The sequence below is a fragment of the Streptomyces sp. NPDC020742 genome (genome assembly GCF_040641675.1).
Classification (GTDB): domain Bacteria; phylum Actinomycetota; class Actinomycetes; order Streptomycetales; family Streptomycetaceae; genus Streptomyces.
On record NZ_JBFAEA010000017.1, the window covers coordinates 26,373 to 41,744 of the forward strand.

Annotated in this window: 14 protein-coding genes; 8 read left to right on the plus strand and 6 right to left on the minus strand. The window is 72.2% G+C overall.

Translation table 11 applies throughout. The features are described from left to right. The first annotated feature begins 40 nt into the window (after positions 1-40). Positions 41-508: a MarR family transcriptional regulator gene (locus tag AB0G84_RS25490; RefSeq protein ID WP_361325097.1), complete on the plus strand. Its 468-nt coding sequence runs from the start codon at positions 41-43 to the stop codon at positions 506-508. 65 nt (positions 509-573) lie between these two features. Here AB0G84_RS25490 and AB0G84_RS25495 read toward each other — a convergent pair whose 3' ends face one another. The 5 genes from AB0G84_RS25495 to AB0G84_RS25515 all read right to left on the minus strand — a co-directional run bounded on the left by AB0G84_RS25495 (position 574) and on the right by AB0G84_RS25515 (position 5,500). Further along, a complete protein-coding gene (locus AB0G84_RS25495; RefSeq protein ID WP_361325100.1) occupies positions 574-1,398 on the minus strand; it encodes an ATP-binding cassette domain-containing protein in 825 nt (274 codons plus the stop codon). Positions 1,399-1,477: 79 nt separating this feature from the next. Continuing rightward, entirely contained in the window at positions 1,478-1,987 is a 510-nt protein-coding gene (locus AB0G84_RS25500; RefSeq protein ID WP_361325103.1) for an HD domain-containing protein, read from the minus strand. Positions 1,988-2,089: 102 nt separating this feature from the next. Further along, a complete protein-coding gene (locus tag AB0G84_RS25505) occupies positions 2,090-3,559 on the minus strand; it encodes a penicillin-binding transpeptidase domain-containing protein (protein ID WP_361325106.1) in 1,470 nt (489 codons plus the stop codon). Beyond that, a complete protein-coding gene (locus AB0G84_RS25510; protein ID WP_361325109.1) occupies positions 3,556-5,001 on the minus strand; it encodes an FtsW/RodA/SpoVE family cell cycle protein in 1,446 nt (481 codons plus the stop codon). The genes AB0G84_RS25505 and AB0G84_RS25510 overlap by 4 nt, the downstream gene beginning before the upstream one ends. Before the next feature lie 118 nt (positions 5,002-5,119). Further along, the gene (locus tag AB0G84_RS25515; RefSeq protein WP_361325111.1) at positions 5,120-5,500 is read right to left on the minus strand and encodes an SH3 domain-containing protein; all 381 of its coding nucleotides are present in this window, start codon (positions 5,498-5,500) and stop codon (positions 5,120-5,122) included. 761 nt (positions 5,501-6,261) lie between these two features. Between AB0G84_RS25515 and AB0G84_RS25520 the strand changes: the two genes are divergently transcribed. After that, a complete protein-coding gene (locus AB0G84_RS25520; RefSeq protein WP_361325114.1) occupies positions 6,262-7,548 on the plus strand; it encodes a cytochrome P450 in 1,287 nt (428 codons plus the stop codon). 55 nt (positions 7,549-7,603) lie between these two features. On the opposite strand, the gene AB0G84_RS25525 is transcribed toward AB0G84_RS25520, so the two are convergent. After that, positions 7,604-8,572 (minus strand): LysR family transcriptional regulator, encoded by a 969-nt coding sequence (locus tag AB0G84_RS25525; protein WP_361325117.1) that lies wholly within the window; start codon positions 8,570-8,572, stop codon positions 7,604-7,606. Between the two features lie 603 nt (positions 8,573-9,175). Between AB0G84_RS25525 and AB0G84_RS25530 the strand changes: the two genes are divergently transcribed. From AB0G84_RS25530 to AB0G84_RS25555, 6 genes are all read left to right on the plus strand, one after another. Beyond that, complete coding sequence (locus AB0G84_RS25530; protein ID WP_361325120.1) at positions 9,176-10,162, plus strand: isocyanide synthase family protein; 987 nt, start codon at positions 9,176-9,178, stop codon at positions 10,160-10,162. Between the two features lie 15 nt (positions 10,163-10,177). Next, a complete protein-coding gene (locus AB0G84_RS25535; protein WP_361325123.1) occupies positions 10,178-10,984 on the plus strand; it encodes a TauD/TfdA family dioxygenase in 807 nt (268 codons plus the stop codon). Positions 10,985-11,039: 55 nt separating this feature from the next. Beyond that, entirely contained in the window at positions 11,040-12,278 is a 1,239-nt protein-coding gene (locus AB0G84_RS25540) for a styrene monooxygenase/indole monooxygenase family protein (protein ID WP_361325126.1), read from the plus strand. Next, the gene (locus tag AB0G84_RS25545) at positions 12,275-13,417 is read left to right on the plus strand and encodes an LLM class flavin-dependent oxidoreductase (RefSeq protein ID WP_361325129.1); all 1,143 of its coding nucleotides are present in this window, start codon (positions 12,275-12,277) and stop codon (positions 13,415-13,417) included. Before AB0G84_RS25540 ends, AB0G84_RS25545 begins: the two co-directional genes overlap by 4 nt. Further along, positions 13,414-14,736: a styrene monooxygenase/indole monooxygenase family protein gene (locus tag AB0G84_RS25550; protein WP_361325132.1), complete on the plus strand. Its 1,323-nt coding sequence runs from the start codon at positions 13,414-13,416 to the stop codon at positions 14,734-14,736. The genes AB0G84_RS25545 and AB0G84_RS25550 overlap by 4 nt, the downstream gene beginning before the upstream one ends. 78 nt (positions 14,737-14,814) lie before the next feature. Further along, a complete protein-coding gene (locus tag AB0G84_RS25555) occupies positions 14,815-15,357 on the plus strand; it encodes a cupin domain-containing protein (RefSeq protein WP_361325135.1) in 543 nt (180 codons plus the stop codon). Positions 15,358-15,372 lie beyond the last annotated feature (15 nt).

Below are 15,372 nucleotides of genomic sequence, written 5' to 3' on the forward strand. Positions count from 1 at the left end.
TGTGTCGGATCGGGGAGCGCAATGGGAAAGGCGGTCGGAGATGACGGAGCGGCCCGCACCGGAGGGGATGGACCTGGTCCACCTCCTGCGCGAGGTGACCTTGCAACTCGACCTCGCGGGCGCGCGGTTCGCCGACCGCAACGGTCTGCACCCCACCGATCTGCGGGCGCTGATCGCCCTGCTGGATGCGGCCCGCGCGGGCACCGCGGCGACCCCCGGCCGGCTGGGCGCCCAGCTCGGCCTGAACTCTGCCGGCACCACGGCACTGGTCGACCGGCTGGAGCGGCTCGGCCTGGTCCGCCGGGTCCGCGACACCCAGGACCGGCGCCGGGTCCTGCTGGAGGTCGACGAGCGCGCGGTCGCCCTGGGGCAGTCCTTCTTCGGCCCGCTGATCGACCGCACCCTCGGACTGCTCGCCGGCTTCGACCCCTCCGAACGCGCCGCGGTCCGGCGGTTCCTGGACGGGGTCCGGGACGCGGCGGTGGACGGGGGCCAGGACACCCCTTAGGGCCGTCGTCCGGCTCGTGCCGGGCCCGCGAGCCCACGACGATCCGGGAGAGGGGCGCCCGGCGCCTACGCGCCGCGGCCCGAGCGGGCCAGCCAGCGGCCCTCGTGCCGGGAGACCTCGATGGGGCGGCCGAAGCAGGCGGTCATCCGGTCTCCGGTCAGCACCTCGGCCACCGGCCCGAGCGCCTGCACCCGGCCCTCGCGCAGCAGCAGGGCGTGCCCGACGGCCGGCGACAGCTCCTCCAGGTGGTGGGTGACCGTCACGGTGGCCAAGTCGGGGCGACCGGCGGCCAGTCGGTGCAGTGCGTCGATCAGGTCCTCGCGGGACGGCAGGTCAAGGGCGTTGAACGGCTCGTCGAGCAGCAGCAGTGCGGGGGCGGCCATCAGTGCGCGGGCGATCAGGATCCGGGCGCGCTGACCGCCGGAGCACACCCGGTACGGGCGGTCCGCCAGTTCCTTGCAGTCCAATTCGGCGAGCAGTTCATGGGCGCGCTCCCGGGTGGCCCGGTCGTACCTGCGCCACAGCGGCTGCACGGTGCCGGTCGCACCGGTCAGCACGACGGTGTGGCCGGTCGCGTCCTGGGGCACCTTCTGGGCGCTGGAGACCAGGCCGATGGCGGCCCGTAGTTCCCGGACGTCCACCGCGCCGAGCCGCCGGCCGAGCACCTCGACGGTGCCGACGGTGGGGAACATCAAGGCCCCGATGAGGCGCAGGACGGTGGTCTTCCCCGCGCCGTTGGCGCCGAGCAACGCCCAGTGCTCCCCGGCGCGCACGGTCCAGTCGACGTCGTCCAGGATGACCTGGTCGGTGGTGGAGCGGCGGACGCCGACGCCTTCCAGGGCGGCGATCACCCGGTCCGGTCGCGGGCGGGACAGCTGCGCTGAAGTCATCGCCGCAGGGTAGCTGTGGCCTGCACCTTTCGGCAGAGCCGTCCGGGGTGTGGACTTCCGTGGCGGCGGAGCGAAGGGTTCAGGCCAGCCCCAACAGGGCCCGTACCCGGGCGTACTTGGCGGTCAGCCGGTCCCGGGTCGGCGCGTCCAGCACGGCCAGCCGGGCCGGGTCGGCGTTGTGGGCGAGGTCGGACTCCTTGACCAGCAGCGCCCCGGGCGTGGCCAGAATGCGGGCGGTGTACTCCGCCAGCGGCTCGCCCGCCCGCTTGGTGACCGCCAGGACCATGGCCTTGGTCGGCTCGCTCAGCGCGGCGCCGGCCAGCCACTCCCGGCTCAGCGCGTCGTCCTCGACCGCGTCGTGCAGCCAGGCCGCCGCGATCTGCTCGTCGCTGCCGCCGCGTTCCCGCACCCCCGCCGCGACCGCGGCCAGGTGCTCGGCGTACGGGCGGCCCGCCTTGTCGGTCTGCCCCGCGTGCGCGCGCCGGGCCAGCGCCTCGACCTCGGTGAGCGACAGGAACGGGGGACCGGCGGGGGCGTTCCCCGGCTCCGCGGGGGCTCCGGGCGGCGGGGTCTGGGACGGATCGGTCATGCCGCCATTGTGCGTGGCCGGGGCGGGCAGCGCCCAACGGGCCGCGGAGGGCGCCTCGTCGTACGGGGCGGACTTCGGGCGGTGGTGCCGGCGGGGCGGCGCCTACCGGGCGGGCCCCTTCCGCAGCGCCGCCGCCATCACCGCGCGCGCGATCGGCGCCGCGCTGCCACCGCCGCTGATGTCCGCGCGGTCGGCCGCCGCGTCCTCGACGACCACCGCCACCGCGACCGCCGGCTCATAGCCGTCCGGCTCCCGCGCCCAGGAGATGAACCAGGCGTACGGCGTGCCCGCGTTGTGCACCCCGTGCTGGGCGGTGCCCGTCTTGCCGCCGACCGTCACGCCCTTGAGGGCGGCCCGCCGTCCGCTGCCGTGCGCGACCACGTCGACCATCATGTCCTGGAGCTGCTGTGCGGTGGCCGGGCCGACCACTTCGCGGATGGGCCGGCGCGGCTCGGTGGAGACCAGGATGCCGCCGGCGTCGGTCACCTTGTCCACGAGGTACGGCGGGGCCAGCTGCCCCCCGTTGGCGACCACCGCCGAGACCATCGCCATCTGGAGCGGGGTGGCGGCGGTGTCGTACTGCCCGATGGCGGACAGGGCGAGCTGCGCGTCGTCCATCTCGGTGTCGAAGGTGCTGGCCGCGACGGGCGACGGGATCCGCAGCCGGTGGTCGTTGAAGCCGAACCGGCGGGCCGTCCCCGCCATCCCGCGCAGCCCGACGCGCACCCCCAGCCGTGCGAAGACGGTGTTGCACGAGGCGCGGAAGGCGTAGCGGAGCGGGGCGTCCGCGCAGCCCCCGGCGGCGTTGCCGAGCCGGGTGGCGGTGCCGGGCAGCAGATAGGGGTCGGGCGAGTCGGTGTCGGCGTCGATGTCGGTGACCCGGCCGCTCTCCAGCGCGGCCGCCGCGGTGACGACCTTGAAGGTGGAGCCGGGCGGATAGGTCTGCCCCAGCGCCCGGTTGAGCATCGGCCGGCGCGCGGCGGCGTTCAGCCGGCGCCAGGCGTCGCCGACCGCGGCGCCGTTGCCGGACAGCGCGCCCGGTTCGTACGAGGGCGTGCTGACCAGCGCCAGGATCCGCCCGGTGCGCGGCTCGACCGCGGCCACCGCGCCCTTCCTGCCGCCGAGTCCGGCGAAGGCGGCGCGCTGCATCCGGGGGTCGATGGTGGTGTGCACCGCCCCGCCCCGCCGGTGGCCGCCGGTCAGCCGGTCCCACCAGGGGAAGGCGGTGAGCCGCTCGTCGTCACCGGAGAGGACGCCGTCCTCGGCCTGCTCCAACAGCGAGGTGCCGTACGTCTGTGAGGAGTAGCCGGTGACCGGGGCGTAGAGCGGGCCGTCGGTGTAGGTGCGCTCGTAGCGCAGCCGTCCGCCGCTGTCCCGCGAGCCGGTGACCGGCCGGCCGTCCACCAGCAGCGCGCCCCGCGGCTGGCCGTAACGGGCGATCTGCGCCCGCCGGTTGGCCGGGTTCGCCCCGTAGTGCTCCGCCTCGAAGACCTGCACCCGGGCGGCGTTGACCAGGAGCGCGACCAGCAGCAGGAAGGAGAACGCGGCGGTGTGCCGGATGCAGCGGATCAACGGCCGGCCCCCGGGGAGGGCGCCCCGTCCGCCGGGGCGGCCGGCGGCGGTGCCTTGCGCGTCCGTCGGGGCGGCCGGGGGGACGGCTCCGGGCCCGGAGCCCGCGCCCGGTCGCTGACCCGCACCAGCAGCGCGATGATGATCCAGTTGGTGACGACGGACGATCCGCCCTGCGCGAGGAACGGCATCGCCATCCCCGTCAGCGGGATCAGGCCCGTCACCCCGCCGGCGATGACGAAGACCTGGAGGGCGGGCAGCACCGCCAGCCCCACCGCCAGCAGGCCCCCGAAGGGGTCCCGCAGCCCGAGCGCGGCGCGGTAGCCACGGGCCACCAGCAGCGCGTACAGCAGGAACAGCGCGGTGAGCCCGGCCAGCCCCAGCTCCTCCCCGAAGGTCGCCAGGATGAAGTCGGACTTCATGGCGAAACCGATCAGTGCGGAGTGGCCCTGGCCGAGGCCGGTGCCGAGCACCCCGCCCGCCGCGAACGCGAAGAGCGACTGGGCGAGCTGGCCGGCGCCCCGGCCCTCGGCGATCCCGGCGAACGGGTGCTGCCAGTCCTCGACCCGGCCGTGCACATGGGGCTCCAGGGTGCCGACGGCGGCGGCCCCGGCGGTGGCCAGCAACAGCCCCACCGCGATCCAGCCGGCACGCCCGGTCGCCACGTACAGCAGCACCACGAAGACCCCGAAGAACACCAGCGAGGTGCCCAGATCGTGCTCCAGGACGAGGACGGCCACGCTGATCAGCCAGATCGCGACGATCGGCCCCAGCACCCGGCCGGCCGGCAGCTGGATCCGCAGCACCCGGCGGCCGACGTGCGCCAGCGCATGGCGCTTGGCGGCCAGGTAGCCCGCGAAGAACACGGTGATCGCCACCTTGGCGAACTCGCCCGGCTGGATGGAGAATCCGGCGATCCGGATCCAGATCTTCGCCCCGTTGACGGCGGGGAACAGGATCGGCGCGGCCATCAGCAGCAGGGCGAACGCGGCGCACCGGTAGGCGTAGCCCGCCAGGACGCGGTGGTCGCCGAGCAGCAGCACCACCGCGATGAAGAGGGCGACACCGACCGTCGACCACATCAGCTGGGTGGGCGCGGCGTGGTCGCCCGGCGTCTCCAGGTCGAGTCGGAAGATCAGCACCAGCCCCAGCCCGTTGAGGAGGACGGCGGTGGGCAGCAGCAGCGGGTCGGCGTGCGGGGCGCGCAGCCGTACCGCGAGGTGCGCGAGCAGGGCGAGCCCGCCGAGCCCCGCGCCGTAGCGGAGCGCCCCGCCGGGGAGCGCGTGCCGGCGCGCCAGGCCCACGACGACATAGCCGCAGACGCTGATCAGCACCGCGCCCACGAGGAGGGCCAGTTCGATGCCGCGGCGCCTGGGCAGCAGCGGCAAGGGTGGGGGAGTGTCCGCGGGGCGCGCGGTGGCAGCCGCCGGTGCCGTTGCCGTCATGCCTGGCAACGTAGCAAGCAGTAGGCCGTATTTCCGTTATGCCGGATACGGCGTTCGGACGGCGTGTGGGGGCCGGGTCGCCTTGCGGACCCTGGGCGGGGCGAACGCCGTCCCGCCCTCAGCACCAGTCGGGTTCCGCCCCGTCGTGTGCGATCCCGTCCGCCGAGGACCAGGCGTAGGAGGAGTCGGTGAGCTTGTACCAGACCGGGTTGCCCTTGAGGCGCTGTCCGTTGAGCCGGCAGACGATCCCCACCACCGTCCCGTAGCGCTTCGAGCCGAGCGGGCGGTAGTCGGTGCTCGGCCCGGTCCGCACCACCAGGCCGTCCCGGGCGACGACCCGACCCTCGGACGAGGTGGTGGGCCGGCCGTCGTCCGTGCCGGCCTGGGTGTCGGCCGCCCGGGCGGGTACGGCGGTGAGGGCGCCGGCCAGGATCCCGGCGAGGGCGTACCGGGCGAGGGTGGCGGGCTTCGGCCCGGGGGGTGTGCACTGGGGGGACATGCGCTTCCTCCTGCGAAGAAGGGGAGGGCGGACCCGTCGGGGTGGGGCGGGGTCCGGGCGAGGGGTCGGGCGGGGCGCCGATGGCCGTCCGGAGGCGGGGCGCTGCCCGCGGACCGTGGGTCGCCGCGGGTCGGCTGCCGTGTGGGCCGCCTGCCTCACACTCCTCCCACGCTAAGGAGACTCCGGAGAGTCCGCAACTCGTCGCTTTCCGTGATGGCGGTTCCGAGGGGTTCCGGGCGCTCCGGCGCGGTCAACCGGGCGCACGGGGTGCCCGGTTGGCACCTCGTGCGCGGGTGGGGTGGGGCGTTTCGGGTTCGCCCAGGTGTCGGGGTGCCTGGGTGCCTGGGTGTCGGGGTATCGGGGTGTCCGGGCGCCCGGATGTCGAGCGGGACGGAAATCCCCGCCGCCCGAGTGGAACTCCGTCCCGGGGGCGGTGGGTGTGCCGGTGCTGGTTGCCTCAGGGGAGAGTCAGGGTTGTCACAGGGGTCTTCCGGGGGCATACCGGGTTGTTCGGTGAACGCGGCCAATGGCACTTTGTAAACTCGTCCAGACCGAATAGAAGAAGGCCGAGCTCGTCATGCTGATGCGGGTGACCGAAGACACCGGTCGCGGCGTGGACCCGTGCCATGGCCACCGCGAGCGAGGGGCTATGGCGTACGTCACATCCGTGCACGCCGAGTGGAGGTCCCGTGTTGTCCCGGCCGATGAGGGCCGCCGAGCGCGGGTCACCGTCCCCCTCGACGAAAGGCAGTATTAGCGTCATGACGACCCTCCGTTCCCGGATCATCGCCTGGGCCGGCCGTTTGTATCTGGCGAGAACGCAGAAGAGAGGCTTTGACCTGTCTCGGATGTCGTTCTTGCCCGAGTCCGTTCTGATGCCCCTGCGGCGTGACGGCCTCGACCCGGTGGGCGATTTGGGAGCCGTCCGGGAGAAGGAGCCCATCAGCAAGCTCCCGGTACCGATAGCCGCCAACGTCTGGCTGGTCACCGGCTATGACGAGGCCAAGGCGGTGCTCGGAAAGGCCAATGCCTTCAGTTCGGATTTCACCAACCTCGTCGGCAAGGCCGGCGCCGGCGCCGAACAGAATCCCGGTGGCCTCGGTTTCGCCGACCCGCCCGTGCACACCCGGCTGCGCCGGCTGCTGACCCCGGAATTCACCATGCGCCGGCTCAGCCGGCTCACGCCCCGCATCCACGAGATCGTCGAGGAGCGCCTCGACGCCATGGAAGAGGCGGGTAAGAACGGCGAACCGGTGGACATGGTCCATGCCTTCGCGCTGCCCATCCCCTCCCTGGTGATTTGCGAACTCCTCGGTGTCCCTTACGAGGACCGGGCCGACTTCGAACGCCTCAGCGCGGCCCGCTTCGACCTTTTCAGCGGTGCGAACGCGTCCTTCGGCGCCATATCCGAGTCGCTCTCCTATTTCCGGGACATCGTCAAGAAGCAGCGGGCGAATCCGGGTGACGGACTGCTCGGCATGATCGTCAAGGAGCACGGCGACTCGGTCAGCGACGAGGAACTCGCGGGCCTGGCCGACGGCGTGCTGACCGGCGGCTTCGAGACCACCGCCAGCATGCTGGCGCTCGGCACACTGGTCCTCCTCCAGGACCCCAAGCACTTCGCGGCCCTCAATGACGGCGACGAGGTCGTCGAGCGCTACGTCGAGGAGCTGCTCCGCTATCTGACCGTCGTCCAGGTCGCCTTCCCGCGCTTCGCCCGGGAGGACCTGGAGATCGGCGGCATCAAGATCGCTGCCGGGGACGTCGTGCTGTGCTCGCTGAGCGGCGCGGACCGGGACGGCAAACTGGGCCCGGAGATGGAGCAGTTCGACCCCTCCCGCAGCGTCCCCTCCCACCTGGCCTTCGGCTACGGCATCCACCGCTGCGTGGGCGCCGAGCTGGCCCGGATGGAACTCCGCGCCGCCTACCCCGCCCTGGTCCGCCGCTTCCCCCGGATGCGGCTCGCGGTCACGCCGGACGAGCTGGCCTTCCGCAAGCTGTCGATCGTCTACGGGATCGAGTCGCTGCCGGTCCGGCTCGACGGCTGACACCGGAAGGCCGCCGCCCGACCGGCCCCGAGGCCCCGGCCGGGGCGCCGGGGGCTCAGCGCACGCCCTCGACCGCGGCCCGCGGACGCTCGGGGCCGCGCATCGTGCCCGGCGGGAGCCCCTGCCGGCGCAGCTGGCGGCAGGCCTCCTTCACCACCGCGATCTGCGGGGTGTCGTGGTTGGCGGCGGGCCAGGCGACCGCGAAGGTGCAGGGCGGCACGTCGGGGACCGGTAGGTAGCTGATGTCGGGGCGGGGGTAGAGCTCGGCCGCCACCGAGGGCAGGAAAGCCAGCGCCCCGTCGAACGAGACCGCGGAGAGCAGGGATTCCACCCGGGTGATCCGGTGGGAGGTGTAGCGGACCGGACTTCCGTCGGGGCGCGGGTCCACCGCCCAGAAGTCGCGCCCGCGCCGCGGCATCTCCGGGGTGAGACCGACCATCGGCCGGCCTGCGAGGTCCGCCAGGCGCACCACGGACCGCCGGGCGAGCGGGTCCCCGCTGGAGACGCACACCACGCGGGGCTCGGTGGTCAGCGGCTGGACGTGCAGCCCGTCGGGGACGGGCAGGTAGACGAACGCCGCATCGATCTGCCCGTCCGCCAGGGCGGTCGTCTGCTCCACTAGGTCGAGGACCCGGACGGTCAGGTCCAGGCCGGGGTGCAGGGCGGTGATGGAGGCGAGCACGCCGCGGGTGGAGGCCAGCGCGGCGGCGCAGTCGGACACCCCCAGCCGTAGCCCGCCCCGGCCGAGGGACGCGTGGCGCGCCGCGTTGCGCAGGTCGTCCGTCGCCTCCACCACGCTCTTGACCAGGGGCAGCAGCTCCTGGCCGATGGGCGTCACCTCGACCCGCCGGCTGGTGCGGGTGAACAGCTCGACGCCCAGCCGCTGTTCCAGCGAGCGGATCTGCTGGCTGAGGGCGGGCTGGGTGAGGTAGAGCCGGGCGGCGGCCCGTCCGAAATGCAGCTCCTCGGCGAGGGTCAGCAGCAGCCGCAGTTGATGGACCGTGGGGTCCTCAACATTGATCACGATCGAGGTCCCCCTCAAGCACCGGTGAATGATGCGGAGTGCTGTGCTCCATATTCCCGGGGCGGGCTGATCCGCAGCGCGGGAACGCGATTCACATACCGACCAGTACGCAATAAAACCCCACCGTTCCTGATCAATAAACTTTGCTCTACCCCTCCATGGTGCATGTTAATGGATAGCTTATTGCGCGGGCCACGGTACGGCTGGCAATCTGCAGATACTTTAGCGCTCGCGGGGGAATCTGGCCGCTGGGCGATAGTGGTGGGTCATGGGGGATCAAGTGACCTGCTGGTACGCCGGGTTGGGACCCCGGCGGCTCATGACCAAGGATTTTGCGTCATGTTCAGCCAGAAGTGGCTGGTCGGGGTGGATAACGGGGGGACTTGGTGCCGCAGTCGCGGATCGCCAACCGGGCGGCGCCAGAAAGAGACGGCACGTGGTCGGTCACCGCACACGTGCGCAGGTCGCATGCGAAGGAGATCGTTCCGGAATTCGCGGCGACGAGTTTGCATTCCTCCGGCACATCCAAATCCCGTTCAGGTCGTCCTTGTTCAGGTGGGGACTCTCTGGCTGCACGCGGGTAACTTCACGTGCCATGGAGGAATGGTGAACAACAGCGTAACGGAGGGCCCCTGTTCGGCGGAGGTCTCTCGTAGAGTTCTGGAACTCCTCTACCGCTACCGGCGGGTCGACCACTCGCAGCGGACGGAAGAGACCCCGGAGCACGCGCCGTGCGAGGCCTGCTTCGAGGCGCGCCGGGCCAAGCTGGAACGCTTCATCGAACGGGACCAGCCGATCCACTTCGTCGTCCCGGCCTTCCCGGCGAAATCGCCGAACGAGAAGAAGGTCCTCGGTGCGTTACCGGACCTCGGCGAGTACATGGGACTGGGCTTCCTGCAGTCGCTGTGCGACTACGTCAGCCACTTCTACCGGCCCGGGGCCCGGGTCACGATCTGCTCCGACGGCCATGTCTTCGGCGATGTGGTCGGGGTGAGCGACGCCGCGGTGACCACCTACCGGGAGAGCCTGGCGGACCTGATCGGCTCGGAGAACTGGACGTCGCTGGACCTCTACGGACTCGACGACGCCTTCGGCGGGATGGACTACCCCAAGCTGCGGCAGGTGCTGGAGCACAACTACTGCGCACGCCTGGAGGACCTCAAGGAGAGCGTCCGTACCGACCACAGCGCACGCTCGCTCTTCAACGGAATTCACCGCTTCATGTTCGAGGACGCCCTGGCGCGCAACAAGGGCGAGGCCTCCAAGTCCCAGCTGCGCAAGGACTCGAAGGACACCGCCTACCAGACCATTCGCCGGAGCAATGCCTGGAGCCGGGTGGTCGCCGAGAAATTCCCCGAGGCGATACGGCTGTCGATACACCCGCAGCCGCCGCATTCGGAGAAATTCGGGCTGCAGCTCATGCGGACCCGGGACGGCTGGCTGACCCCGTGGCACGGCGTGGTGCTGGACGACGGAGTGAACCTCTCCATCGTCAAGCGATGGGAGGCCGAGGAGTTGAACGCCTCCCTTGTCTGGCGGCACGGCCGCCCGTCCCACTTCGTCGGACCCCACCTCGCCGCCCATTCCTAGAAAGGCACAACCGACATGACTGGTTCGGCATCCGCGCACAGTGCGATGCGGCACGTCCCGCTGCGCCCGTTCGGCCGTATCGTCGAGGCCCCGGCGGGTTCGGGGATCAGCGAGATACCGGTCGAAAAGCTGGTGCGCTGGACGGAGGAATCCCGGGTCCTGGTTCTCCGCGGCTTCTCCCTCCTGGAAAAGCAGGAATTCGCCGACTACTGCCGGCGCTGGGGCGAGGTCCTCCGGTGGGAAGCCGGTGAGGTGATCGACCTGATCGTCGAGGAGAACCCCAAGAACTACCTGTTCGCCAGCGGCGATGTGCCGTTCCACTGGGACGGGGCGTTCGTCGAGGCCGACCCCCGGTTCTTCTTCTTCCAGTGCCTCGACGCGACCCCCGGGGCCGGCGGTGAGACGGTCTTCTCCGACACCACCGCGGTCTACCGGGACGCCGACCCCGCCCTCCGGGAACGCTGGTCGAAGATCTCCCTGACCTACAAGACCGACAAGCTGGCGCACTACGGCGGGGAGGTCACCGAGCGGCTGGTCGCCCAGCACCCCGCCACCGGGATGCCGGTGCTCCGGTTCGCCGAGCCGCTGGACCCCGCGGTCTACAAGAACCCGGTGTACGCCACAGTCGACGGCATCGACGCCGCCGAGGCCGACGACTTCCTCGCCACCACGGCCGAGCTGGTCCACCGGCCCGAGTACTGCTACGCCCACGCCTGGCAGGCCGGCGACCTCGTGATCGCCGACAACTTCGCGCTCATCCACGGCCGCAACGCATTCACCGGTCCGACCACCCGCCATCTGCAACGCGTCGAGGTCATCTGAGGGCCACCCGGAAAGGTCAGGAGGCAGTCATTCCCCGCACAGGTGGAGCGAGAGCATGAGCATTGGCATTGTGGGCGCCGGAATCTCCGGTCTGCACCTTGCACTCCGGTTACAGCAGTTCGGTGTCGACGCCGCGCTGTACACCGCCCAGGAGCCGGACGGCATTCGCAGCGGACCGCCGTTGAATTTCGTCACCCGGTTCGGCTCCACCAGGGAGCGGGAAAAGGACCTCGGCATCACCGCATGGGCGTCCGCCGCCTACGACAACCCCTGGATGCATATGCGCATCGAGGGGCCGGAAGGGCTGCACTTCCGCGGTGAACTGCCGACCCCGGCCAGTTCGGTGGACTTCCGGATGTACCTCGCGGGGCTGCTGGAGGAGTACCAGCAGCGCAACGGCACCGTGGTGCGCCGCACCATCGCCGACGGGGAACAGCTCGCCGGACTGGCCCGGGAGCACGAGCTCCTGGTGGTCGCCGCCGGCCGGGGCGCGCTCACCGGCACCTTCCCGCGCGACCCGGCCCGCTCGCCCCACACGGCGGCGCGGCGGCACCTCGTCGGCGGGCTGTTCCACGGGGTCCGGCCCCCCGAGCCCGCCGGCATGACCATGCACATGGTTCCGGGGGCGGGCGAGATCCACGCGCCGACGTACCACTCGTTCACCGGGCAGGTCACCGTCGTCCTGGTGGAGGCCGTACCGGGCGGTCCGTTCGCCGCGGTGGCCGGGCGCGACTACCGCGACCGGACCGACCGGTTCGCCAAGGACGCCCTGGAGCTGATCACCACCCACGCGCCCACGCTCCGGGAGCGGATCGACGCGCGGGAGTTCGCCCTGGCCCGCCCCGTCGACCTGCTGCAGGGCGCGGTCGTCCCGGTGGTCCGGCACGGCTGGGCACACCTGGGCGGGGAGCGCTATGCGCTGGCCGTCGGGGACGCCTGGATCGCCAACGACCCGCTGACCGCGCAGGGCGCCAACCTCGGCTCGCAGCTGGCCTTCCAGCTCGCGGACCTCCTGCTGGCGCACACCGGCCCGTACGACGAGGGGTTCTGCCGCACCGCCTCGGAGCGGATGTGGCGGACCGCCCAGCCGGTCGTCGACTGGACGAACCTGTTCATCGGCGAACCCCCGCCCCAGATGGGCGCCCTGCTGGCCGCCGCGGCGGCCGACCAGCGCGTGGCGGACGCCTTCGTCGGCGGCCTCGACCGGCCGGACGCCATGTGGCAGGCGGTCCGCAGCCCGGAGCACACCGATCACTTCATTGCGCAGGCCCGGTCAGTGAGGAGCGCGGTATGAGCGTCGACGTCGGACTTGTCTGGGACGCCGTCGGGCAGGTCGAGGCCGGGCGGGGCCTGCTCGACGTGGCCCGCACGGCCGGGCTGGACACCTTCCTGGTCTTCGACCACCTGATCAACGTCTTCCCCCGGCAGGCCTGGGACGCGGACTTCACCCACCTCACCGCCGATCTACCGACCCCCGACCGGTGCCTGGACTTCGCCACGGTGCTCGGCAACCTCGCCCCGCAGGCCGGGCCGGTCCGGCTCGCGATCGGGGTCACCGACCCGCACCGCCGGCACCCCGCGGTGCTGGCCCAGACCGCACTGACCCTCGCCCAACTCACCGAGCGCGCCCCGGTCCTGGGCATCGGCGCGGGCGCCCGGGAGAACCTCCAGCCGTACGGCGTCCCGCACGACCACCAGGTCGACCGGGTCGAGGAGGCGCTGCAGATCCTGCGGATGTTCTTCGACGGTGAGGGACCGCACGACTTCAAGGGCCGGTTCTTCACCCTCGACCAGGCGCTGATGGGCCTGCGTCCCCCGGAGGGCAGGACCCCCCGGATCTGGCTCGGCGCGAACCGCAGCCGGATGCTGAAGCTGGCCGGCCGGTACGCCGACGGCTGGCTCCCCTCGGAGCTGATGACCCCCGACGAGTACGCCCGGCGCCTGGGCGTGGTGCGCGCCGCCGCCGTGGCGGCCGGCCGCGACCCGGACGCGCTCGTCGCCGCCGGTGGGGTGCCCATCGTGGTGGCGGAGACCGACGACGAGGCCCATGCACTGCTGAAGGCCAAGCCGATCCGCTTCCTCGCCCTGCACGCCGGTGCGGAGAAGTGGCGCAAGCACGGCGTCCGGCACCCGTTCGGGGAGCACTACCGGGGGCTGGTGGAGCTGCTGCCGCACCGGCTGACCCGCGCCGAGGTCGAGGACGCCATGGCGGCGGTCCCCGACGCACTGGTCGCCGAGCAGGCCCTGGTGGGGAGCCGGCAGACGGTGCTCCGGCGGATCGGCGAGCTGGTCGACGCCGGACTGCGGCACCCCATGCTGATCCCGGTCTCGGCGCTGGCCTCGCCCGCCGCCGCGGCCTACACGGTGGAGACCGTGGGGTGGCTGGCCGGCGCGCTGCGGCCGCAGCGCGCCACCGGGAGCGTGACACCGTGACGCACACGAGCAGGGGCACGGGTACGGGCAAGGCGGCGAGCACGGGTACCGGCGCGAGCATCGGCATCCTCGGGTCCGGCATCTCCGGACTCCAACTGGCTCTGCGGTTACAGCAGTTGGGCGTGCCGGTGACCCTCTACTCGGCGCAGGACGTCCAGAGCCTGCGGTCCGGCCGGCCGCGGAACTTCCCCGCCCGGTTCGGCCCCACCCAGCAGCGGGAGGAACAGCTCGGGGTCTTCGACTGGCGCACCCCCGACGCCCAGGTGCGGCACTGGGCCGTCACCCTCGGCACCGGGGACGCGCCCCTGGAGTTCCTCGCCGACCTCACCCCGCCGTCCAGCGTGGTGGACTTCCGCCTCTACCTGCCGCACCTGTTCACCCACTTCCTCGACCGGGGCGGGCACGCGGTGATCGGGGTGCCGTCGGCCGAGGAGGCCGCCAAGGCCCACGACCTGGTCGTGGTGGCCAACGGCGACCGCTCCATGCGGCAGCTGTTCCCCGCGGACCCCACCCGCTCGGCGCACACCACACCGCAGCGCATCCTGTGCAGCGGGCTCTACTACGGCATCGACGAGGACCTGCCGCACTCGCTCGACCTCCACTTCCTGCCCGGCATCGGCGAGATCCTGCGGATCCCGTTCCGCTCGCCCGCCGGCCGGGCCGACGTCCTCGCCTTCGAAGCGGTGCCCGGCGGCCCGCTGGAGGCGGCCGCCCACCTCGACGCGGACGCCGACCCGACCGCGTTCCACCGGGAGGTGCTCGCGCTGGTCGCCGCGTACGCGCCGACGCTGCGCGAGCGCATCAGCACCAGGGCGTTCGGCCTGATCGGCCCCGGCGAGGTGGCGCAGGGCGGGATCACTCCGGTGGTCCGGCGCGGCTGGGCGCGGCTGGACGACGGCACCTGCGCGCTGGCCATCGGCGACGCCTGGATCACCAACGATCCGCTGACCGCGCAGGGCGCCAACCTCGGCTCGCACACGGCGTTCGCCCTGGCCGACCTGATCGCCACCGCGCAGGGCCCGTTCGACGAGGGCTTCTGCCGCTCCGCGTCCGCGCACCTGTGGGAGCACGCCCGCCACGTCGTGGAGTGGAGCAACGCCTTCCTCGGGGAGCTCCCCCCGCACGCCCGGACCCTGTTCGCGCACGCCGCGCAGGACAAGCAGATCGCGGACGCGTTCGTCAGCACGTTCCACGACCCCGTCGCGATGTGGCGGATCCTCTCCGACGAGGACGGCGTGGCGGCCTTCCTCGCCGGCTTCCGGCAGCCGGGCCCGCCGGGCCGGCCCGGCCCGCCGCCCGCGATGTCCCGCCGGGAATGACCGGAGCCCCGCGCCCACAGGAGTGACCGGATCCCCGCGCCCGCAGTACGGAATACCGCCACCCCGGAAAGGAACTCGATGACCCAGCTGGAATTCGCACGGGACGACCAGGGAAATGAGCAGGGCCTCTTCATCCCGGAGGCCGACCAGACCGCGGTATGGCTGCTCGGCGGGCTGGCGCAGGTCCGGGTGCCCGGCGCGGCCACCCGGAACTCCTTCACCGTCGTGGAGCACACCGGAAAGCGCGGCTACACCACGCCGCTGCACGTCCACGACTTCGAGGACGAGGTCTTCATCGTCCTGGACGGCACGCTCCGCATGATCTGCGACGGAAAGGAGCAGATCGCCGAGGCCGGCTCCACGATGATCGTCCCACGGACCGTGCCGCACGGATTCGTGGCGACCTCACAGGACGCCCGTTTCCTCACCATCCATTCGACACCGCAGCCGGACCGCAGGCCGCAGTTCGACCTTTTCCTGGACGCGGAGATTCCGCGCGCGAAAGCCCTCACCCTTCCGACGGAAGAGGCCGCCGCGGAGGCCGCGGTGGACCTCGACCACATCATTGCTCTTGGTACCAAGTACGCATACGGCTACGCCGGGCCGGCGCCCACTCCCTAGGGGCTCCGTCGGCGG